The sequence below is a fragment of the Parabacteroides massiliensis genome (assembly GCF_900155425.1).
Classification (GTDB): domain Bacteria; phylum Bacteroidota; class Bacteroidia; order Bacteroidales; family Tannerellaceae; genus Parabacteroides; species Parabacteroides massiliensis.
Map to the genome: position 1 here is coordinate 245270 of NZ_LT700192.1, position 22015 is coordinate 267284.

Below are 22015 nucleotides of genomic sequence, written 5' to 3' on the forward strand. Positions count from 1 at the left end.
CCATGTAATTAGTTAAGAGTATATAACTTATAACTAATTATATGGACAATTTTGCATTTAACCCTTTCCGCATAATCCGAAACGAATCCCTAAAAAACTTTTGTCGTTTGCTTCCAGATCCGGACCATATAAAATGCCAAATGTGTAAAGGCAAAGACGAAAGAAATGATCAACAGGATTTTACTCTCTTCCCAACCGACGGTTTGCTGATGCCAAAGCCCTGTGATCACACAAAGGATGGCAAGGACGATACCGATCATATTCAGGGTCTGATGGCCGCGGCGATTGTCCTGATTGTACTCCAGCTTACTGTGTTTGATGCCGTAGCAAGCATAAATGTCCAATCCGATCAACATCCAGAGCACCAGTCGGATCCAAGTGTCGGCAGGTAGGAAAAGCATCATGCACAGGCAAGTGATGATCCCGGCTACCGGAACGAATGGAACCAGCGGAGTCTTGAAAGCACGATGTACGTCGGGCATTGTTTTCCGGACTACAAGTACGCCGGCACAAACCAGCGTAAAGGCAAAGAGAGTTCCGATACTGGTCATTTCACCAGCCAAGCGTGCCGGAACGAAAGCAGCCAGCAGACCGACGAGTACCATGAACAGCAGGTTACTGCGGGCAGGTGTCCTGAACTTTTCGTTGATGTGTGAAAAGAACGGTGGCAACAATCCGTCGTGGCTCATGCTGAGGAATACGCGGCTCTGTCCTAAAAGTGTCACCATGATGACCGAGCAATAGCCGAATAAGATGGCAAGGACAATGGCTTTATTCATCCAGGGGTAATCCGGGTGAAGCATGCCCGAAGCGTCGACTTCTCCCATATGTTCGATCGCAATTGCCACGGGAGCGATTCCCTGCTGGCCTCCAAATTCCGAATAATGGGCTACGCCTGTCATGACGTGGGCGAACAGCATATATAATATGGTACATACGAGCAACGAGACGAGGATTCCGATCGGCATGTCCCGTTTGGGATTTTTAGCTTCCTGGGCAGCCGTACTGACAGCATCGAAACCTAAGAACGCGAAGAATACGATGGCCGCTCCGCGGAGGACACCCGATAACCCGTATTCGCCCAGCGTGCCTGTGTTAGCTGGAATATAAGGTATGTAGTTGTCCGTATTGATATATTTCCATCCTAAAAAGACGAATATAAGGACGACCGACACTTTCAGAAAGACGATGATTCCGTTAAAAATAGAACTCCCTTCCGTCCCGCGGATCAGAAAGATACTCATCAGGACAACGATCAGAAATGCCGGAATATTGACAATCCCGCCGTCCCAAGGGCAGGCGGTGAAAGCTGTCGGCAGGTCGATTCCGAGCCCTTCCAAGAAGACGACGAGATAACGGCTCCAACTGATGCTGACCGTCGTCGCTGCAACCGTATATTCCAGGACCAAATCCCAACCGATAATCCAAGCGATCAATTCGCCCATCGTTGCGTATGAGTATGTATAGGCACTTCCTGCAACCGGAATCATCGAGGCAAACTCTGCATAACAAAGTCCGGCAAAGCAACATCCGATTGCCGCAATGGCGAATGAAAGCGTAATGGCCGGTCCTGTATATCCGGCGGCGACTGTTCCGGTTATTGAGAAAAGGCCGGCTCCTATGATGACTCCAACGCCGAGTGCGACCAGGCTCCAAGGGCCTAATACCCGTTTTAATGATTTGCTTCCCGATTGATTTGCTTCGGCCTGCAAGGCCTCCAAAGGTTTTTTTATGAATAATCCCATCGTCTATTTGCACATATATGATACCGGGCACAAAGGTAAGGATTGCCCGGATGATATACAAATGCTAATTGTGGATAGGTAACCTCCTCCATACAAAGCCGGGAATCAAATTCCAGAAGAATACTAAAATGGCATATTTCCAGTCGATTACGGCACGACGTTTCTTCCGTTCGATCGCTTTTACCGTTTTCCGGGCGACATATTGCGGAGACATCAGCATCGGGTATTTGTCGTTTTTCAACAGATCGGTCTTTACAAATCCGGGGCGGATGTCCGTGAATACGATCGGGAGTTTTTCCATCCGTGCCAACTGGTCGAGTGCCTCGATATAGGTATTCTGGTAGCGCTTGGTTGCGGAATAGGAAGGAGCAGCTCCCAACCCTTTTGTTCCGGCTATGGAACTGATCACGGCTAATTGGCCGTAGCCTTGTCCTTTGAAGTAGTCGTATGCAGCAACGACCATTCGTGTGAAGCCGACCGTGTTTGTCTGGACGGTTGACAATTCAATATCGGAATTCAGATTCCGGTTCTGACTGCCGATCCCGGAACTAAGCAAGAAGATATCCATTCCGCCGACTTTATCGATTAACTCCGTCAGCTTTTCCGGTGCATCCGGGCTGGTTACGTCAATTTGTGCCGTTTCGATCTGGTCAGGCGCTTCCGACCTGATTTCTGCGAGCAACTTCGTTCGCCGTCCGGCAATCCCGATCCTCCATCCCTGTTTGCGGTATAGTTGAGCGATCTCGTAGCCGATACCAGAGGTGGCTCCAATGATGATGATTCTTTTTACTGATGTCATATCGTTTTTTGTAAATTGAATATTAATTACTTGATTGTTTGGAGGAAATTATTCCGTTGTTATTATACAAGAGCTTTTTCTTTATAAGTATCCGGATTGCCTCTTCCATTATGGCATCCATATTGGCTCCTTTACGGCTGAATCCGAGAACTTGCGATGTGACCTTTTTCAAGTCCTCCAGCGGCATGGAAAACTGTTGTTCGATGACATAAAGAGTTGCATTCATGACTTCAATGATAGGGATGTCCTGAATATCACGATTGGAATTTATCCGGTACGAGGTGTAATTTTGGGCAGCCTTTTTATCTATCCAATAAGTCTTTGTTTCGTTCGACAAAGGGTCTTTATAAACATTTGTCAACTGTGAATCGACTATAGTCTGCAAGCGTGAAGTGATTCTTGGAATATTCCATATTTGCAAAATACGTTTGTATAACAGAGTGTTTGTCACTGGCTGTTCTACGGATATTATTTTTCTCAATTGTTTCTTGACTAATGCAGGTGAGGATATGATGAGATCTATATCCGTTTTTTTCTTGATTACCGGCAGATCGGCAAAGATATATTCCTTTTCTCTTTTGTTTACCAATTCCAAAACAGGTTCGTCTGCGATACTGAATGACTTATATGTATTTGTGGATACAGCCGGGCGCATCGAGCTGTTTTCTTGTTGCAACGTCTCCAATTTTTCAGTGATTCTATCCAATACTTGCTCTTTGTTCTCAAACCAGTCGATGGACCATATCCGTATAATATTCCAATGTAGCATGTTTAACACTCCTGGCTGAACTATTTCTCTGTCGCGAGTTGTTTTTGTCTCGTAGTAATTCTTTCCGTCGCACAAAATTCCCAGTAAATATTGATCTTTATTCCGAGGGTTGATAATTGCCAGATCAACCTTGAAATTCGAGCGTCCGACAAATGTGTTTACGGTGTATCCTCTGTTCTCCAGTTCTTGGGCGATCAGGTTCACTAAATCGTTTGTTGGAATACGTTTTGTTTGCATTGTGGAAATGAGCGTTGTCCCGCGTTCGGCAAAATCCAAGAATTTCTTCAAACCTTCAACACCTTTTGCTTTTGAGCGTTTCAGGTCGATTTGTTCGGGATGCAGAGTGGAGAAAATGATCATCTCATAGCGAGCACGTGAAACAGCGACATTCAAACGTCGTTCGCCTCCCTGGTTATTTAAAGGACCGAAATTCATTGATACATTCCCGTTTTTGTCGGGACCGTATCCGATAGAGAAAAGGATAACGTCGCGTTCGTCACCTTGTACATTTTCAAGATTCTTAATGAAGATGGGTTCATGGCATTGGAATGCTTTTTGTTCTAATTCCGGATATTTACTCATTTCTTCCAGTAGCAGGTCTTCGATCAGGTTTTGTTGAACCTGGCTGAAAGAAATGACACCGATGCTTTTTCCGGAAAGTTCCGGGTCTTGCAGACGGCGAATGATTTCTTTTACAATGGCATCAGCTTCCTCCCGGTTACAACGTGTATATCCTTTGTCGTAAATACCATCTACATAGATAAGTTTAATTTTTGAAATCCGGTCGTCAACAGATGGAAAAGTATGGAGTTTGCCTTCATAGTACTGAGAGTTGCTGAATGCAATCAGGCTTTCGTGCTTGCTACGGTAATGCCAGGTAAGATAGCGCGATGGCATGGACAACGAGATACAATCGTCCAAGATGCTTTCCATGTCATCAAATTCGGCCTCCTCATCGTCTACTTGTGAGGATGAAAAGAAGTTGGTGGGAGGCATTTGTTTTGGATCGCCCACAACTACGAGCGAGTTGCCTCTGGCTATGGCACCTACCGCTTCGCAAGTCGGCATTTGGGAAGCTTCATCAAAAATTACTAAATCAAATTTATCTTTGTCTAAATCAATATATTGGGCGACCGAAATCGGACTCATCAACATGCAAGGACATAGTTTGGAAAGTAAAGTAGGAATCTGATCGATAATTCTTCGAATGGATGTTCCTCGTCCTCCGTTAGAGATATTTCGTTTCAGAATGCCCATTTCAGAATTGGAAGCCACCTCCATGGTAAGAGAAGGCATACGAGCTGCCAGTCTGCAATAGAGCTCTTTTTTGCTTAACTCTTGGAAGTCGGAAGCCAGTGTTTTATATTTGTTTATCATCTCTTCGAACAACAGACCGTTGAACATTTGTAACGACTTGTTGGCATCTACGGTTTTTATAGCCATCAGGTGACTGACTCCTTTAAATAGTGCTGAAGACGCTTCTGCCCCGGTTTTGTGTTTACCTTCTATATAGTTGATGACGGCAGACAGATTTTGTATCTCTAATTCTTTTTTTCGGATACACCATTGGTACCAGTTCTTTATCAGGTCGAAATGGTTTGACCATCGGGCTAATAATGGCGGGACAGTCGTCTCGATGTTTGTGTCCGGGATGTCCGTCTCGCATAATTCCCTGAGTGAATTTTGTATATCAGTGTGTTTTTTGATAAAGTCGGATAACCGGCTCAAATTTTGACCGAAAGCATGCCTGAACAAATCCCAATCGTTTCCTATTTGAAGAATAAAACCGGAAAGAGTGTTTGTGAATGATATCTTGTTCATTTGGGCATGGTTTAGCAACATCTGGTAGAGCTTTGGCGCCAGATTTAATGTGTCAAGAATATCATCCCATTTCTCTTTGTCTTTTCTGCCTAAAAACGCAAATGTATCAGCTAACTCCAGAGAACGTTCGCATACGATCTTATTTTGTTTGTGGTAGGTAGCAAGTTTATTCAGGAAACCTTGGATTTGGTTTTCTTGCAAAGAAGCATTATAGAAACGGATTTTTTTGATGTATGAACGTTTGGCAAAGAATTTCGGCAGGAACCACATGGCCTCGACAGCATTCCATTTTTGTTGAAGCATATAGACGTTTTCGTCCAATATTTCAGGAGTAAAGTCTTTCAATAGCTCCGATTTGATTTCATCTCGTTTCCTGCCTGAGGCGATGTGTTCTTTCCATTCCTGCGTCAATTCTTTGTTGCCGGCAATCTCTATAATCGTTTTGTTCAATACCGGCAATTTCAGGAGAATGTCACACATCTCCTTCATCCAAACAAGCCCTTCGAACGTATCGGGCACAGCTAAAGATAAGTCTCTTTCAAAGAGTCTTCGGTCTTCCATGATCTGTTTGAATACGTTCCGGTAGTCTGTGAGCGATTGTTGTAGTTTTCGGATAGATTCGGATGAAACATCTTTTGGCATCAGCCCTTTTAGCGGATGGTCTTGTGGATGGCCTGTTATCTGGAAAACGATATCCAAGCTGATAAGTTCTTCTCGTATTTTGTCCAATTTCTCTTTATTCAGGAAGTCCGGGAGAGATTGCCCAAGTAGCAATTCGTCTCCAGGTATCGACAGATAGTTTGTGATACACTCGTACAATGAATACCCGTATGTTTGAGGAGAATGTAAAACTTCCATATATTCGATCAGTTTTTTACGGTGATCGAATAACCTTTTCGATAAATTCTTATATTCGGCGGGCGACTGGATGTGCGTTACCTCTATCGCTTTTTGCATTTGTTCGAGGAAATGCGATTTGGTTGCTTTGTTGGAATGCATTTCAAGGCAAAAAGGATCAAGCCCTATTTTGGCAAGGCGGTTTTGCACGACTGAAAGAGCCGCCATTTTTTCAGCGACGAATAAAACTCTTTTCCCTTTATACAAAGCATTGGCAATCATATTGGTAATAGTCTGGGATTTACCGGTTCCGGGAGGACCGTGCAGGATGAAACTTTTACCCTCGCCGGATTCGATAACTGCTTCCAACTGGGAAGAATCGACATCTACGGGAATTGAAAAATCAGAAGGAGCCATTCGCTTGTCGATCAGTCTGGCTTCAGCTTTCGGAACTGTGTCGGTCCATTGTATCCTGTTTTCCATAAGGCTTGCGATCACAGGATTCTTTTTTAGTTTGTCTGCATTACTGTGGATGTCATTCCACATGACAAATTTGTTGAAAGAAAATAATCCGAGTAAAGATTCTTCAATGACATCCCAGCGTTTCATGTTACGGATGCAAGTACGAATTGTCGCAAAAATACGTTTTACATCCACACCGCTTTCGTCTGTCGGTAGTTGATTCAGGTTGGATAAGTTAATGTCGTATTGCTGTTTTAATAATTCCACCAAAGTGATGTTTAATATAATATCCTCATCTCTCGTTCGGATTGTGTAGCCGGCGGTGCCTCTGCTACGGATGATATCGATAGGTAATAATAATATTGGGGCAAATCGGGGTTTTACACTCCGTTCCGTTTCAAACCATTTCATAATGCCCAATACGAGAAACAAAGAATTGGCGCCGTTTTCCTCTAAAGAAGTACGCGATGTCCTGTATATGAATTTTAGTGCATTTTGAAGTTCCGTCTCGGTCAGGTATGAATGGATTTTTTTGTTCTGCAGTCCGTTAACAACTAAATTTTTTAACCTGTCTTTCAAAAGAGACGAGTCATACATGCCGGATTCTTTCGGTTCTATTTTTTTCGTGGTCGGGCTTGATAATATCTGATAGTTCTCACCAGCTTGCAGATGATCCTCAAGGTGGTCGATGTCAAAAGAAATAAAAGGAATGACACGTCTTCCTAATCTGATATTTATGAGATTATTACGTAAAGAGAAATCCAATAATTTCCTTTCCCAAATGGTTTGTTTGGTTATCTTTTTTTGTGTGTCATCAATTTTGATTTCGAAACGATTCAGCTGGTTGACTTCTTTTGTTGCATTTTCGTGCTTGATTCCTGTATTTACAATTTCCCATGATCCGTTATTATTTATACGTTGGGGAAGGGGACGGATATTATTGAGCCGACAACGAAAGACATCGATAAACAACTCGAATTTGTTATCTTCCTTAAGTTCATTTTCAGCACGATGTACGGCTTCTTCGAAAGGAACATTTTGTGAAGAAGTCAAAGCTGTTGTTTCCACTAAAACAAGGTCATTGATTCCATCTGCACTTCCCTTTAGCAAGAATGAGGCATCGTCGCTGATCATTTGTGAATAACCGTCTGGCGTAAGCCAAGCACCGACAAAAATATGGCCTTTTAATAAAACCAATAGTGGATGAATGCCGTTGGCCTCCAGGCATGAAGCAAAAAGTAATGTCAGATCCAGGCAAGTACCTAACTTCTCAGTCAAAACCTTATCTGCTAAACGTACGCGTTGTCCATGTTTTTCGAAACTGGCCGGAGGAGAACAATAGACCAATGATTCGGAGCGGAGAGCTTCATAGATGGCTGCTACCTGTTTGCGAACCCGGTTGGGGTCTTGTGTCTGATATTCGTCAAGAGCAGAATCGCCTGTCCATGACTCGAGAAACCCGGAAGCGTTGATCCTGATTCTGGATAAGATGGGGTGATTGGGTGTTACAAAAGCCGCGAGCAATTCTGGCAAAATGCCGGAACCAGTCCATTGGTCGAAAGCCATTAAACTGATAGGATATTTCTGTTCGAAGGCGATATTGCCGTCAATAGCCAACAAAAGATGGAAGTCTGTTTCTATTCCTTCTGTAAATTCGATCAGTTTATTTGTTTGAGGAGTAATCTCAAGAGACTTTATTTGTAAGCGTTGTCCTGCGGGAATAATATCGATAACTACTTCTGAACGCTTGATCAGTTCTCCTTCGATTATCACTTTTACCAGATTCCAGTCTGAATTATCCGTGTTTATGATCTCACAGAAAATACAAGCCGGTATGTGGTTGTGTATCATGGCATAATTAATACATGGCAGGTATTCCAGCTGTACCTTGCCATTCTGTTGGGCGTTTATAGTCTGTTCGTCATCCATATTGTTTGGCTTATGATAAAGGATTTTTTACAAACTTACTAAAAATATTGATTGTAAGCGTGTTTAATGAAAGAAACAATGAATTTCTTTTTTAGATGATTGGATTGCAAAAGCGAAAATCCTATCTTCGTAGCGTTGTTAACAAACCGGTGTAGGAAATGAAGACGTGTTTTTATCTCTTGTTGACCTTATTGTGTATTAGCTATTCTGCCATAGCAGCACCAGGCTTCCGTATAAAAGGAAAAATAGTCGATGCCAATAACAACCAACCGATAGATTTTGCCGATGTGCTCCTTTTTCAAGAAGGAGACGTCAATCCTGTGTTTCATGTTTTGCCCGATCCCGACGGTATGTTTCGTATTGCCGATGTGAAAGATGGAAGGTATAACCTTTTGGTGCGTTTGGTCGGTTACGATTTGTATAATCGTCCCGGCATTGTTTTGGATGCCGCTTCGAAAGCGGTGGATTTGGGAACAATCGCCATGAAACCATTGGAAGTGGGGTTGGCGGAAGTCGAAGTAGTGGCTCAGAAAAAGCAAGTGATTTATAAATTGGACAAGAAGGTGATCGAAGCCTCTTCGAACCTGCTTGCCGGAGGCGGATCGGCTGTCGATATCTTGGAGAATACACCCTCCATACGCGTGGATGCGGAAGGAGAGGTCAGTTTCCGGGGAAGTACCGGTTTTACGGTCTATGTAGATGGCAAACCGAGCGTGTTCAGTGGTACGCAGGCTTTGGAGCAGATCCCCGCGGGACATATCGAGAATATAGAAATCATCACCACGCCTTCGGCCCGTCACGACACGGGAGGCGATGTAGGGATTATCAATATCGTGACAAAGAAACACGCCCGGCATGGTTTTAGCGGTATGGTGAACCTGACGGGAAGTACGGTCCTTTCGCGTGGGGTGGATTTCCTTGTGTCTCAGCAGAACAAAGCATCGCGCTGGTATTTGGGCGGTGTGTGGAGTGACCGCCTGCGCAAGAGTGATTTCGATCAGGAGAAGACGACTATTATCTCAGATACGGCAACAACATCCCATTCCAACGGACCGCGTAAAAGTAACAACTTCAACTATTCGCTGAAGGCGGGCTGGATGTACGCATTGCCCCATACCACGTTGAATGCCGACCTGGAAGGTGGTTATGGCGGGCGTACGCGCAACGGTGACCTTGATTATAAGGAAAAACGCCTGGCTGACGGAGGAACTTTCGGGGAAGGCGATTATTATAGTCGTGACGATTACGACCTGCATGAAACTTATTTCCAGGGAACGATCGGTTTCGATCATAAATTCGACGATAAGGGACATCAGTTGACGGGCAGTTTCTATTTGAAATACGGAGGTAATGCGATGGAATATTTTCAGAGTGACCTTTTTAATAAGAATAACGAGCGTGAAAAGGGACATCGCGCCTGGGAAGATGAACATCGCTGGACAGTACGGGGCAATCTGGACTATATTTATCCCTACAGCAAGACTGGACGGATCGAAGGCGGTTACCAATATTTCTCTTATTTGGAAGATGGCGACTACACGATGCATTTCTGGGATCCGGAGAAGAAAGAGTTTTATAACCGGGACGATATCTATAATACGTTCTATTTCCAACATGGCATCAATTCGGTCTATGCAATTGTTGCCGACAGCTATAAGTCGTTCGATTTTCAGGCCGGCGTACGGGGTGAGCATACGCATCGTGTCTTGCGCAGTTCCATTCCGGGCAAGGACCGTACATACAATAAGTTCGAGTTTTTCCCTTCCCTTCATTTAGGCTATACGTTCCCGAAGGAACATAAACTGTTGGCTTCTTATTCGCGCCGCATCACCCGTCCGGAACTCTTTTTCATGGAGCCGTATATCACTTATCGGGATTTTTATTCGGCCGAAATCGGTAATCCGGATATCCGTTCGGAATATATCAATTCTTTCGAGTTGAATTATAAGAAGAATATCGGCGAGCATACGGTTTCAGCGACCGTGTTCCACCGGAGCCGCAAGGATAAGATCGAACGTTTGCGCGTCCCCTACGAAGCCGGAGTGACGCTGGATTCGATGGCGAATGTCGGACACGACTATTCGACCGGTGTCGAATTGAGCGGGCAACTACAGCTTACCCGCTGGTGGAATGTGAACCTGAACGGCAGCCTGTATCATTATAAGGTAAAGAACCAGTATAAAACCGGCGGTGAAAATGAGACAAGTACGAACTACGATGTCATGTTGAACAACTCTTTCGATGTCTTTAAATATACCCGTATCCAGGTGGACGGCAACTTTGTCGGTCCGTCTGTCACGACTCAAGGACGTACGGATGCTTTCTGGTATGTGAATCTTGCCGTTCGTCAGCAGTTGATGAACCGTAAGCTGGCGGCAACGCTTTCGTTCCGGGATGTCTTCAATTCGGCCCGTTATGTAAGTAAGATCATCACATCCGACTTGCAGTCCATCACGCGAATTCGCCCCAGCTATCCGCTCATTACGCTTACGCTCAGTTATACGTTCAACAATTTCAAGGGCAAGAGCTCTCAGAAGAAGGAAGATCATGATTTGTTTGAAGGAACGAACCATTAAGTAATTGACAATTTTTCCTACATTTGTGCAGAATTTAAAGAAATATGGAGGAACGGGAACTGATATTATTATTGAAGCAGAGCAGTAAGGACGCATTTACTGCTCTGTATAAGCAATATTGGAAACAGGTCTATAATTTCAGTCGCCTCTATCTGACCAGAGCCGATGCAGCCGAAGAAGTAGTGCAGGAAGTATTTATCAAAATATGGGAAACGCGCGAGTTTCTTCGTGAAGACGATCATTTTAAAGGCTTGCTTTTCATCATCACCCGGAATTTGATCTTTAACCGGTACCGTAAAAACGTGAATGAAGAATTCTACAAGGTCACAGTTCTTGCCGCATTGGAAGAACCGTATGACGTAGAAGAAGAGATTGACGCCCACAATCTCCAGGAATACATAGACCGTCTGATCGACGAATTACCGCCACGCCGCCGTGAGATTTTTAACTTGAGCCGTAAGGGGCAAAAGAGCTACAAAGAAATAGCCCTTCTGTTGGATATTTCTGAGAAAACAGTCGAAAATCAAATCAGTGAAGCCCTCAAATATTTGAAGAAAAACATAACATTGCTTCTTCTTTTCATCTGATTCTAAGCGTTTCGTTTTTCGTTTTAAAGGAATCCGATTCATCGAAACAAATATGTTTTTAGTATTATCAGCAAAAGTGTAAAGAATGCGGGAGGATAAGCAAAGTTTGTAAAAATAGTATTATTTTTGTAGGCGAGTGTTGATTGAATGTACAGTTGAAAGTTTTAAAATCACTGGTATAATATGTTCGATATTTCTTTGTTGCATGAATTGAAGAAGGGAAATAGAGAAGCCTTTAATGGCGTTTTCCGTTACTTCTATCCCCGAATGATGGCTTACGTGGCTTCTATGGTAGAGCAGAAGGTGGCGGAAGATATTGTCCAGGATGTTTTCCTGTATGTTTGGGAAAACCGTGAGAAGATATATATCAGTGATGGTTTCTATTCTTATCTTTTTCAATCCGCTTATACGCGCTGCTTGGACTATATCAAGAAAAATCTCTCAGTTGAAAAATACCATTCTCAGACTTACGAGAAATATTTGGCAGATTATCAAAACCTGTTGAAAGACGACAACCCTGTTATAGAAGAGCTTTCCATAAAAGATTTCTATTACCGTTTGTATGAATTGCTGGAACACCTGCCCGCCCAACGCCGTGAAGTTTTCATTCTTACCTATATAAAAGGACTGACAGCTAAAGAAGTAGCAGAGCAAACCCAGATACCGCAGCGCACGGTAGAAAGCCATTTGTATTTAGCCCTCCAATACCTCAAAAAGCATATGTCCAAAAACGACTATTATATACTTTGTACCATTCTTCTTTCGCATGGCATACATGCTTGACATAAGAAAAATCATTTATTGGAAATTGAAATGTAATCTGAAGTAAACAGTTCTGTAATATCGGGGATATTCCTTTGCAGCGGTTAATTTACAAACGCTGTCCGATATGGGAAGTGTTATTGGCGGGTACGATTGTATCCGGTAAAAAGTTAACTGGTTTTTATAGTACTAACAAAAACGAATCACATGGTATGAACAAAAAAGTATCTATTGCGACATTATCAGCATTTTTAGTCGCAACATCGCCTGCAATGGCAGTTAATGAAGCGAATACTTTGTATGTGAATCTGGAATTGTCTTTGAACAGGACAACTGTAGGTATGGTCATACAAAGTATCAGCCGGCAAACCGGCTATGAATTCTCTTATGATGAATCCATCTTGAATAAAGAAATCTCAAAAGTATCTGTCCGTGTAAAAAATGAACACATCGAAAATGTTTTAAAGAAAGTCTTTAATAATACGGATATTTCTTATCGGATAGTCGATAACCGGATTTTCCTGCAAGATAACACAAAGACAGAAAATGTGTCTTTAGCAAGTGTTCAACAGGCCAAGAGAACAATCAGAGGTACGGTTGTCGATAATACCGGCCTTCCAGTTATCGGGGCGAATGTCATTGTGAAAGGGAGTGCCGGTGTCGGTACGGTGACAAATGTCGACGGAGATTTCACCTTAGAAGGTCTTGAAGACGGTGCGACATTGATGATTTCCTATATCGGTTATGTAGACCAGGAGGTTGCCGTAGCGAAAGGAATAAACGATTATAAAATTACAATTCACGAAGATACACAGAATCTTGACGAGATAGTTGTTGTCGGTTATGGCACACAAACCAAAGTAAACCTGACAGGAGCGGTGAGTACGATCAGTAAAGACGAATTGATCAACCGGCCGGTGACGAATGTCTCTTCCGCCCTCCAAGGATTGACTCCGGGAGTTACGATAACATCCGGAACTGGAAGACCCGGAGATGACGGTTCGACTATCCGGGTTCGTGGAGTGGGCACCTTGAACAACGCCAATCCGTATATTTTGGTGGATGGCATTGAAACCGGGACTTTCGATTCGATCGATCCTAACGACATCGAATCAATTTCTGTTTTGAAGGATGCTGCTTCTGCTGCCATCTATGGTTCCAAGGCAGCCAATGGTGTGATTTTGGTTACGACCAAACGAGGGAAAAGTGGTAAAGCGACAGTCTCTTACAATGGCAATGTGAGCTTTTCGAATGTGTCGACGTTGATCGACCGTCTGAGTTCTTATGATTATGCCCGCTTGTATAATCAATTGCTGACACAGGACGGTGCGTCTCCTCGTTTTTCGGAAGACGACCTTCGCCTCTTCCAAGATGGGACAGATCCTTATGGCCATCCGAATACGGTTTGGACGGACTATATTTTCAGGACCGGTTTTATGCATAAACACAATCTCAATGTCAGTGGCGGTTCCGAAGATGTGAAATATATGGCATCTGCCGGCTTTTTAGGACAGGAGGGAACGATGAAGAATTCCGACCGTTCCCAATTCAATCTGCGTACGAATTTGGATATTAAGTTATCTGATAAATTTACGATGCGAACGAATATGGCCTTTATCCATAATCAATATTCCGAACCAAATGCATCTTACGGCGGTGGTTCTAATCAGCTTATATGGCAAGCCAATCGTATAGCCCCTTGGATTCCGTATAAAAAAGAAGATGGCTCTTACGGTTCGATATCAGATGGAAACCCTGCTGCCTGGATCGATATCGATAGCCGGAAATACCACTTGCAACAGAACTTCTCCGGAGTGTTGGCTTTTGACTATCATATTATGGACGGACTGACATTTACGCTGCAGGGCGCTTATGTGACGAACATAAAGGAAACGAAGGATTACCGTAAGGAGTGCTGGTATGACGATGTCAACTACCACGGACCTGACCAGTTGACGGAGACGATTTCGAGATGGAGCCGTTATACATTGGATGCGTTGTTGAATTATGACAAGACTTTTAACCAGGATCATCATTTCAAAGCGATGGCAGGTTATAAAGTGGAAAAATATGATTTCCGGGAACTGACTGCCTTTCGGAAAAGTTTCCCGAACAGCGAAGTGACCGATTTGAACGGTGGCGATTCTTCGACACAAACGAACAGCGGTTATTCCCGTGAATTGGCTTTGTTGTCCTATTTCGGACGTCTCAACTATGATTACAAAGGTAAATATCTGTTGGAAGCCAATTTCCGAGCCGATGCTTCTTCTCGTTTTGCCAAAGGCTATCGTTGGGGATACTTCCCGTCTTTCTCTGCCGGATGGCGTGTTTCGGAAGAAGACTTTATGGAAAACACGAGGGGCTGGTTGCAGTCTTTGAAGTTCAGAGGTTCTTGGGGGTTGCTTGGAAACCAGGATGCGATGAAGGATGAGTATTATCCTTATTTGCCGACTTTATATATCGGTAAAAACTACCCGTTTGGAGGAACAGTTCATCAAGGGATCACGGTCGTAAGCCATAAAGTAACGACTATTTCTTGGGAAAAATCGACAAACTGGGGTGTTGGTTTTGATGCTAATTTCTTGAATGAATTTATGTTGAGTGCTGAATATTATAATCGTAAGACATCCGATATTATTATGGATATTCCCGTTTCTGACACATTTGGTATATCGGGAACATATCAGGATAACAAAGGTTCCTTACGAAACAGTGGCGTAGAGGCAAACTTAGCTTGGAACCATTCATTCAATAAGGACTGGAGAATGGGAATCAATGCCAATTTCTCCTATAACAAGAATAAGTTGTTGGATTTGGCCGGTGTCAATGAGATCATCAACGACTACTTGATTAACCGTGTCGGTGAACCCTATCAATCATTCTATGTATATGAAGTAGACGGATTATTCCAGAGTGATGAAGAGGCGGCTGCTTATGAGAAACAATATGGAAATCCGTGGTCGGCTCCTTTCAAAGCGGGTGATTTCCGAATTAAAGATACAGACGGAGATGGAAAACTATCCTCTAAAGATCGTGTGGTCAAAGGCACGCAACAGCCTAAAACGACTTATGGCCTGACATTGAGTGCAGGATGGAAAAATTTTGATTTGTCAGTGTTTATGCAAGGCGTGACAGGTACGAATCGCTATTTTACAAGAGATGTTGTCGGTTCCTTTATTGGCGACACTTCGCATCCGAGTACGAACTGGTTGGATGCTTGGACTCCTGAAAATACGAATACGGAATGGCCACGCATGTTCTTGGAAGAAAATTCTGTTAGCGCACCTAATAAATGCCGTTCTTCTTTCTGGGCTATGAATACGGATTATTTGCGCATTAAGAATATAAATTTCAGTTATACGCTTCCGAAGGCTGTTATAAATAAACTGGGAATCGCCAATGCGAAGATTTATTATACAGGCGAGAACCTCTTCACCTTCGACAGTCTGCCTTTCAATGCAGATCCTGAGTCTTCTTCCGGCAATTTGGATATTTATCCGATCAATAAAAGCCATTCTATCGGTGTTAATGTAACGTTTTAATGATTTTAAATGATTGTAATGATGAAACTAAAACAAATATTAGGTTTAGCTCTTTGCCTTTCCGGAGCGAGCGTATTTACATCTTGTGATGATTTTTTTGATTTGAATCCGAAAGATCAGTTGACGACAAACACATTCTGGAACACATCCGAGGATGTCGATGCTGCTGTAACTGCGGCTTACAATTGGTGGGTGAATAACTATATCGGATCGAAATTCATCTTCTATGAAGACAGCTATTCGGATATCGGTTTCAATTATACGAACGCTTCTAATATGAGAAACATGGGAAGAGGTAGCGTTTCTCCTACTGCGGCCCCGAACTATTGGAGGCAGTATGAAACGATACGCCGTTGTAATTTCGTAATTGAAAATATCGATTTGGTTCCGGCTTCTGCCATGACGGAAACACAGAAGAATGATTTTTTGGCACAAGTTCGGGCAATCCGGGGATATAGCCATGCTTACCTGGCTACTTGGTATGGGGATGCCGTTATTATGGATTTTGTACCCGCGACGGCCGACGATGCCAAACTCCCGCGTGAACCGGAAGCAAAAGTGAAGGAACATGCCATGAATGACCTGATGTGGAGTGCCGAACATATAGCGGAAAAGCCTGCAGAAAAAGGACGCATTGCCAAAGGCACGGTCCTTTCGATGATCGCCCGCTTTAATTTGTTGTGGGGCAACTATACGGAGGCGCTGGAGGCAGCCAATAAGGTAATCGCTTTAAATCAGTATGAATTAGATCCTGATTTCCTGAATATGTTTTCTATGGCCGGACAGAATTCAAAAGAAATTATTTGTACTTACGAACATGTCCAGACTACTTATAAATATGGCGACGTGATCCGTTTCTATAATAACTCGGATGGAGGTTGGGCCTCTTTTGTCCCGACTCAAAACATGGTCGACATGTTTGAAATGGCAGATGGAAAATTGATTGACGAACCTGGTTCCGGCTATGATCCGGTCCATCCGTTCTACAATCGTGATCCGCGATTGAAAAATACGGTTATTTATTCAGGATTGGATTGGATAGGCCGCAATGGTGTGCCACGAATTTTCAATACTCTTGACAAGACGTTGCCAAACGGTTCTTCGAACAAAGACTATTATACGGCGGCAGACAATGCGTCTCATACCGGTATGCTATGGGCTAAATATTTGTATCCAAACCAGGGACAATATTCTACATCCATGAACGACGATGCCTTGTGCCCGATCATCTTCCGGTATGCGGAAATATTGTTGACGAAAGCTGAATGTTTAGTCGAATTGAATCTGGATTTGCAAGAAGCAATGAATATCATCGATCGCTTGCGTTTACGCGGAGGCCATATCGCTGTCGATCGCTCCAAGTATGATACACAAGCCAAAGTCCGCGAACTGGTAAGAAGGGAGCGTACGATAGAATTGGCCGGTGAAGGCTTCCGGTTTGAAGATATCGTTCGTTGGGACGAATATGACAAGAGCGGAGCCAAAACCGGAAGGAAAGTGGTGGAGGCTGTTATGCCGGGCGACTTGTATCGTTTATGCGGAACCGTCGATTATGACGAGCCGGATCCGGACCGTCGTGCCGTGATTGATGTGAATGCTTCTCGTGAAGACCGCTTGGTCGAAGTGCGCTATTTCGACAAGAAGCAATTTCATTTGCCTATACTGCAAGCTGAAATGGATGCCAACCCTCAATTGGTTCAGAATGATGGTTATTAATCGATTAATAGAATATGTTTACAATGAGGTATATTAAAAAAATGATATATGCCCTTTTACTCGCAGTTGCCGCCCAGGTGGCAACTGCGCAGATAAAGATTCTTTACGGGCCTTATCTGCAGAATGTAAAAGAGAATGAGGCGACTATTGTCTGGGTCGCGGATAAGCCGTCTATCGGCTGGGTGGAATTGGCGCCGAATGACGGAACGCATTATTATGGAGAAGAACGGCCTAAATATTTCGATACGACCAATGGGGTTAAGAATACCTCCTTGTTGCATGCCGTGAAGGTAAAAGCGTTAACTCCTGGAACGACCTATCGTTACCGTATTTATTCCCAGGAAGTGTTGTCGCATGAAGGAATAAATGTCATATACGGGCGTGTGGCTGCATCAGATGTCTACAAAAAGAAAGCTTTGACGTTTACAACGTGCGATCCGAATAAAAAAGAAACCTCCTTTGTCATGATCAATGATATTCACGGACGTGAAAACATCATTACGAAACTGTTGAATAATGCGAACTACAAGGATAAAGACTTGATTATTTTCAACGGAGATATGGTTTCGGAGTTCAAAGACGAACAAACAATCTTCAATGGATTCATGAAAGAAAGCATCGATTTGTTCGCATCGGAGAAACCTATGTATTACGCTCGCGGAAATCATGAAACCCGTGGTGAGTTCGCCACTTCATTCCAGAAATATTTTTCACCTAAAGAACCTTTTCTGTATTATCTATTCAGACAGGGTCCTGTATGTTTCATTATGTTGGATACGGGAGAAGACAAACCGGATTCCGATATCGAGTACAGCGGCATTACCGATTATGACAGCTATCGCACGGACCAGGTGGAATGGATGAGAAAATTGTCTGGTAATGAAGATTTCAAGCAAGCAAAATATAAAGTTGTCATTGCACATATGCCACCATCTGCCGACCTCGATATTTGGCATGGACAGAAAGAGGTTTTGAAGAAATTCGTTCCTATCCTGAATGAACTCGGAGTGGATCTGATGTTATGCGGGCATCTTCATCGGAATAAATATGAGGAACCGAGTGCCGGCATCAAATTTCCAGTATTGGTAAATTCAAACAACAGTGTGGTTTCTGTGGAGACTGATGGTGACCGGATGAATTTGATGGTTCTTGATTTGGATGGTAAAGTCATTACCAAAAAATCATATACGGCAAAATAATCTCCATAATTCAATGTTACACATCGCATAAGTGCGATTACTCTGGTTGAAATCCGGGTAATCGCACTTTTTTTACTTGTAGATATCTTTTCATTGGCTTTTATTGGAAGAAAAGTAGCATTTAGCTCCGTATTTTTTCCGGGTTGTTCGTTTAGCTTATAAAAAGGTGAAAAATGAAAAAACAGAACAATATGGTTAACTTTAAATTCTTGTTGGGGTTCCTGCTCCTTTATGGATTGGTAGCGTTTTGCTATTCTCCTGTTTTCTCTAACGGTTTCCTGGATTCGTGGGATGACCAATGGATGGTGATGAACGTATTTACGGAGAGTGGTTTTCGGATGGAAAACCTGATAGCGGTGTTTACACAATCCTACAAAGGGCAATATAGCCCGTTGGTGGAGTTGAACTATATGGTGCTGTACGGCTTGTTCGGCTATGATCCGTTTTGGTTCCATCTGATGAGCGTTGTCTGGCATTGTGGATGTGCCACGTTACTCTTTTTCCTGATCTGTCGTTTGTTGGAGATGTTCGGTCTGTCAGAATCCCGTACAAGTTTGCGAGTGGCAGCCTTGTCCACCTTTCTTTTTGCCATTCATCCGGTGAATGTGGAATCCGTTGCTTGGGTTAGTGCGGTGAAGGTTCCGATGTATGTATTTTTTTATTTGTCAGCCTTGTTGTTGTATCTTCGTTATGTGCGGTCACAAAAACTCGGTTGTTATATAGCGGCTTTATGTTGTTTTGTCTGTTCGGGTTTGAGTAAGGAACAGGCGTTTGTCTTGCCATTGTCGTTGCTTTTGATTGATTGGTTTATTGGCCGTAATCTGAAATCATCGGATTTGTGGATGGAGAAATTGCCTTTTTTCATTTTGTCGGTAGGCTTTGCCTTGTTGACGTTGGACTTGCAGGGACCTCGTAGTGAGGCGGTGTCTTATACGGCAGTGCAACGTCTGTTGTTCGGCTGCTATTCTTTGTTCGAATATCTTACGAAGTCCTTGCTTCCGATCAATCTGAATTATTTATATCCTTTCCCCATTTTGCCTGGAGGTAGCGATATTCCGGTTCGTTTTTATGTTTATCCGGTGCTTGTGGCAGGCTTGTTCGGAGTTTTGTATAGTTTTCGTAAGAAGCGTCTTTTGATGTTCGGCAGCATGTTCTTTGTCCTTCATTTGTTGCTATCGCTACATGTCGTAGCCATGCCTCGTTTGGGAATAGTTGCTGATCGTTACCTTTATTTGTCCCTTTCGGGTATTTTGTTGTTAGTCTCATATAAAATCATAGGTTGGGTGGAAAAAGGGTATCGTGTGTTTCCAAAGCTCCTGTTGTTTTCATCAATACTTTTCTATAGCCTTTATTTTATGAGCTATACGTATAGCTACAGCAAACAGTGGGAGGATACGGACACCGTGAAGCATTATTTGCGTAGTTTTTATAAAGGGGAATACGAAGAAAAAGATATAAACGGTCGTGAAAATCACGATTGAAGTATTAACAAATTAAAAACTTAAAGACAATGGTACAATTAAAGAAAAAAGCCGTGTTGTTAATTGGAGCATTGATGTTACTCTTCGGTATGGGAATGAATCTCCAGTATGCGCTGGATGATTATGGGTTGGCAGATAATAATGCCGTGATTGCTGTTTGGGCTCAACAGACGAAAACAGGTGATGATCCTGCTGGTACAGGAGACATACAGAAAGGATGTAGGGATTGTAATCTTGCTGGGGGAGGAGGTGCTACTTCTTGTTCCTGTATATCAGGTTCAGTATCTGCATTTGGTGTAACTGCTACAGGTAAAGGATGTGAAGTCTCAACAGGAACTGGTTATTATTCATGCTGTAGGGTAACAAGCGACGGTTTATGCAGATGTCCATCTTGTAAAAATTAAAAATAGGGCTGTACCGAAATTATACATTTTTTCCATATTATGATTGATTTGGGGTTTAATGTTAACTTAGAAAAAATTAGATCGGAATTGTCATGACAAAAGTGTATTATAGGAACAGCCCGTTAAACTAAATAAGAATATGAAAAAGAATATTTGTTTGTTGCTAATAGCGGCTCTGATGTGTTCTTGTGCCGGACAAGATAATGGAAAAGATGATTTTATAACTATTTCGATTGATCCTGAAGACTCTCAAATTGTATCCATTGCGGATTTTTTCGAAAAGATTGCAATTGTCCCGTTGGAAACGAATGACACTATATTGATAAATGCAGTGTATAATATTATTCCATTGAATAAACGTTTATATATTTTGGACCGGAGAAGTTCTTCTGTTTTTATTTTTTCTGATCATGGAGAAGCCAAAGCGGTTATCCATGATCAAGGAGATGGTCCCAACAAATATACAAACGCATCAAGCATTGCGGTTAATGGAGAAAAGAAAGAACTGTATGTGATGGATAACCAATTGAAGAAAAAGTTTGTATATGATTTGAATGGCCGTCTATTACGTGTGGATACAATTCCTTATAAAATAAGCCAAATATTGTTTTTAGGGGAAGGAAGGGAAGTCTGGGCACGATCAAGCATTGACCCTGAAGATGGATATATCATGAATTGTTTTAAACAGGATGAGTTAGTGGCACAATATCATCCTCATCATTATGAAAATGGTGCAACCATTTCTTTTTGGGAGTCTCCGTTCGTTTTGTTTGAAGATGGCTTATATACCCATATTATGTATAATGATACGATTTATAAATATGATTTTAACTATCCCAAAGGAGGTTTAGTGATTAAATTAGGCCATGCCATTCCGAAAGAATTGATAGCTTTGCCGATGCAAAGTAGGGAAGATGAAATATTCAAATATCTCAGGAAAAATAAAAAGGTTGCTCATTCTCCTTATTTATATATTTCCGATGAGACTAAAGTCGGAGTCTCATATCAATATGATGGTTATAATTGCTTTTATATCTACGATAGGCTAAACGGGGAAAGTTGTTCTTTTAGAGGACCTCATATTGGGAAAGTTCATATTGTTGATATCTTATACGGTACAATTGCCTGTGGCGATTATTTCTATTATATACTTGATCCGTCTAAATACCAGGATCTGGAAACGAAAAAAAAATCAGAGATACAGTCGTTTTATCCTGAGTTGTTCAACACGCTGGAAAGAGCATCTATTGATGATAATCCGATTCTGATGGTGGCAAAATTAAACAAAAAAATATTTCGAAATGAATAAAACTATACATTTTACATATATGTCTTTGATATTGACTTTGTTCGTTTTATTTATTATAGGTTATATTCGGCAAGGTG

12 protein-coding genes are annotated in these 22015 nt (G+C 42.5%); 9 read left to right on the forward strand and 3 right to left on the reverse strand.

Going from position 1 to position 22015, the window contains the following annotated elements; all coding sequences use genetic code 11:
• Nucleotides 1–89 precede the first annotated feature (89 nt).
• From BQ9893_RS19745 to BQ9893_RS19755, 3 genes are all read right to left on the reverse strand, one after another.
• Nucleotides 90–1745, reverse strand: coding sequence for an amino acid permease (locus BQ9893_RS19745; protein ID WP_075967636.1), 1656 nt, complete (start codon nt 1743–1745; stop codon nt 90–92).
• A 64-nt stretch (nt 1746–1809) separates the two neighbouring features.
• A complete protein-coding gene (locus tag BQ9893_RS19750; protein ID WP_075967637.1) occupies nt 1810–2544 on the reverse strand; it encodes an SDR family NAD(P)-dependent oxidoreductase in 735 nt (244 codons plus the stop codon).
• Nucleotides 2545–2566: 22 nt separating this feature from the next.
• Nucleotides 2567–8362, reverse strand: coding sequence for a DUF3320 domain-containing protein (locus BQ9893_RS19755; protein WP_075967638.1), 5796 nt, complete (start codon nt 8360–8362; stop codon nt 2567–2569).
• 158 nt (nt 8363–8520) lie between these two features.
• Here BQ9893_RS19755 and BQ9893_RS19760 point away from each other — a divergent pair, with 158 nt between their 5' ends.
• The 9 genes from BQ9893_RS19760 (at nt 8521) to BQ9893_RS19795 (ending at nt 21938) form a co-directional block, all read left to right on the forward strand.
• A complete protein-coding gene (locus BQ9893_RS19760; RefSeq protein WP_075967639.1) occupies nt 8521–10938 on the forward strand; it encodes a TonB-dependent receptor in 2418 nt (805 codons plus the stop codon).
• Between the two features lie 44 nt (nt 10939–10982).
• Nucleotides 10983–11525 (forward strand): RNA polymerase sigma-70 factor, encoded by a 543-nt coding sequence (locus BQ9893_RS19765; protein ID WP_075967640.1) that lies wholly within the window; start codon nt 10983–10985, stop codon nt 11523–11525.
• A 183-nt stretch (nt 11526–11708) separates the two neighbouring features.
• A complete protein-coding gene (locus tag BQ9893_RS19770; RefSeq protein WP_075967641.1) occupies nt 11709–12308 on the forward strand; it encodes an RNA polymerase sigma-70 factor in 600 nt (199 codons plus the stop codon).
• 191 nt (nt 12309–12499) lie between these two features.
• The gene (locus tag BQ9893_RS19775) at nt 12500–15829 is read left to right on the forward strand and encodes a TonB-dependent receptor (RefSeq protein WP_075967642.1); all 3330 of its coding nucleotides are present in this window, start codon (nt 12500–12502) and stop codon (nt 15827–15829) included.
• 21 nt (nt 15830–15850) lie between these two features.
• The gene (locus BQ9893_RS19780) at nt 15851–17545 is read left to right on the forward strand and encodes a RagB/SusD family nutrient uptake outer membrane protein (RefSeq protein ID WP_075967643.1); all 1695 of its coding nucleotides are present in this window, start codon (nt 15851–15853) and stop codon (nt 17543–17545) included.
• A 23-nt stretch (nt 17546–17568) separates the two neighbouring features.
• Complete coding sequence (locus BQ9893_RS19785) at nt 17569–18744, forward strand: purple acid phosphatase family protein (RefSeq protein ID WP_075967644.1); 1176 nt, start codon at nt 17569–17571, stop codon at nt 18742–18744.
• Nucleotides 18745–18917: 173 nt separating this feature from the next.
• Entirely contained in the window at nt 18918–20225 is a 1308-nt protein-coding gene (locus tag BQ9893_RS19790) for a hypothetical protein (protein ID WP_075967645.1), read from the forward strand.
• A 29-nt stretch (nt 20226–20254) separates the two neighbouring features.
• Entirely contained in the window at nt 20255–20629 is a 375-nt protein-coding gene (locus tag BQ9893_RS21465; protein WP_139322629.1) for a hypothetical protein, read from the forward strand.
• 139 nt (nt 20630–20768) lie between these two features.
• On the forward strand, nt 20769–21938 hold the full coding sequence (locus BQ9893_RS19795) for a 6-bladed beta-propeller (RefSeq protein WP_075967646.1): 1170 nt from the start codon (nt 20769–20771) through the stop codon (nt 21936–21938).
• The last annotated feature ends 77 nt before the right edge of the window (nt 21939–22015 follow it).

Excerpts from the sequence above, each read along its gene's own strand:
- BQ9893_RS19780 (WP_075967643.1), top strand. The coding sequence starts at position 15,851 with ATGAAACTAAAACAAATATTAGGTTTAGCTCTTTGCCTTTCCGGAGCG.
- BQ9893_RS19755 (WP_075967638.1), bottom strand. The coding sequence starts at position 8,362 with ATGGATGACGAACAGACTATAAACGCCCAACAGAATGGCAAGGTACAG.
- BQ9893_RS19775 (WP_075967642.1), top strand. The coding sequence starts at position 12,500 with ATGAACAAAAAAGTATCTATTGCGACATTATCAGCATTTTTAGTCGCA.
- BQ9893_RS19795 (WP_075967646.1), top strand. The coding sequence starts at position 20,769 with ATGAAAAAGAATATTTGTTTGTTGCTAATAGCGGCTCTGATGTGTTCT.
- BQ9893_RS21465 (WP_139322629.1), top strand. The coding sequence starts at position 20,255 with ATGGTACAATTAAAGAAAAAAGCCGTGTTGTTAATTGGAGCATTGATG.
- BQ9893_RS19790 (WP_075967645.1), top strand. The coding sequence starts at position 18,918 with ATGAAAAAACAGAACAATATGGTTAACTTTAAATTCTTGTTGGGGTTC.
- BQ9893_RS19760 (WP_075967639.1), top strand. The coding sequence starts at position 8,521 with ATGAAGACGTGTTTTTATCTCTTGTTGACCTTATTGTGTATTAGCTAT.
- BQ9893_RS19750 (WP_075967637.1), bottom strand. The coding sequence starts at position 2,544 with ATGACATCAGTAAAAAGAATCATCATCATTGGAGCCACCTCTGGTATC.
- BQ9893_RS19770 (WP_075967641.1), top strand. The coding sequence starts at position 11,709 with ATGTTCGATATTTCTTTGTTGCATGAATTGAAGAAGGGAAATAGAGAA.
- BQ9893_RS19785 (WP_075967644.1), top strand. The coding sequence starts at position 17,569 with ATGAGGTATATTAAAAAAATGATATATGCCCTTTTACTCGCAGTTGCC.
- BQ9893_RS19745 (WP_075967636.1), bottom strand. The coding sequence starts at position 1,745 with ATGGGATTATTCATAAAAAAACCTTTGGAGGCCTTGCAGGCCGAAGCA.
- BQ9893_RS19765 (WP_075967640.1), top strand. The coding sequence starts at position 10,983 with ATGGAGGAACGGGAACTGATATTATTATTGAAGCAGAGCAGTAAGGAC.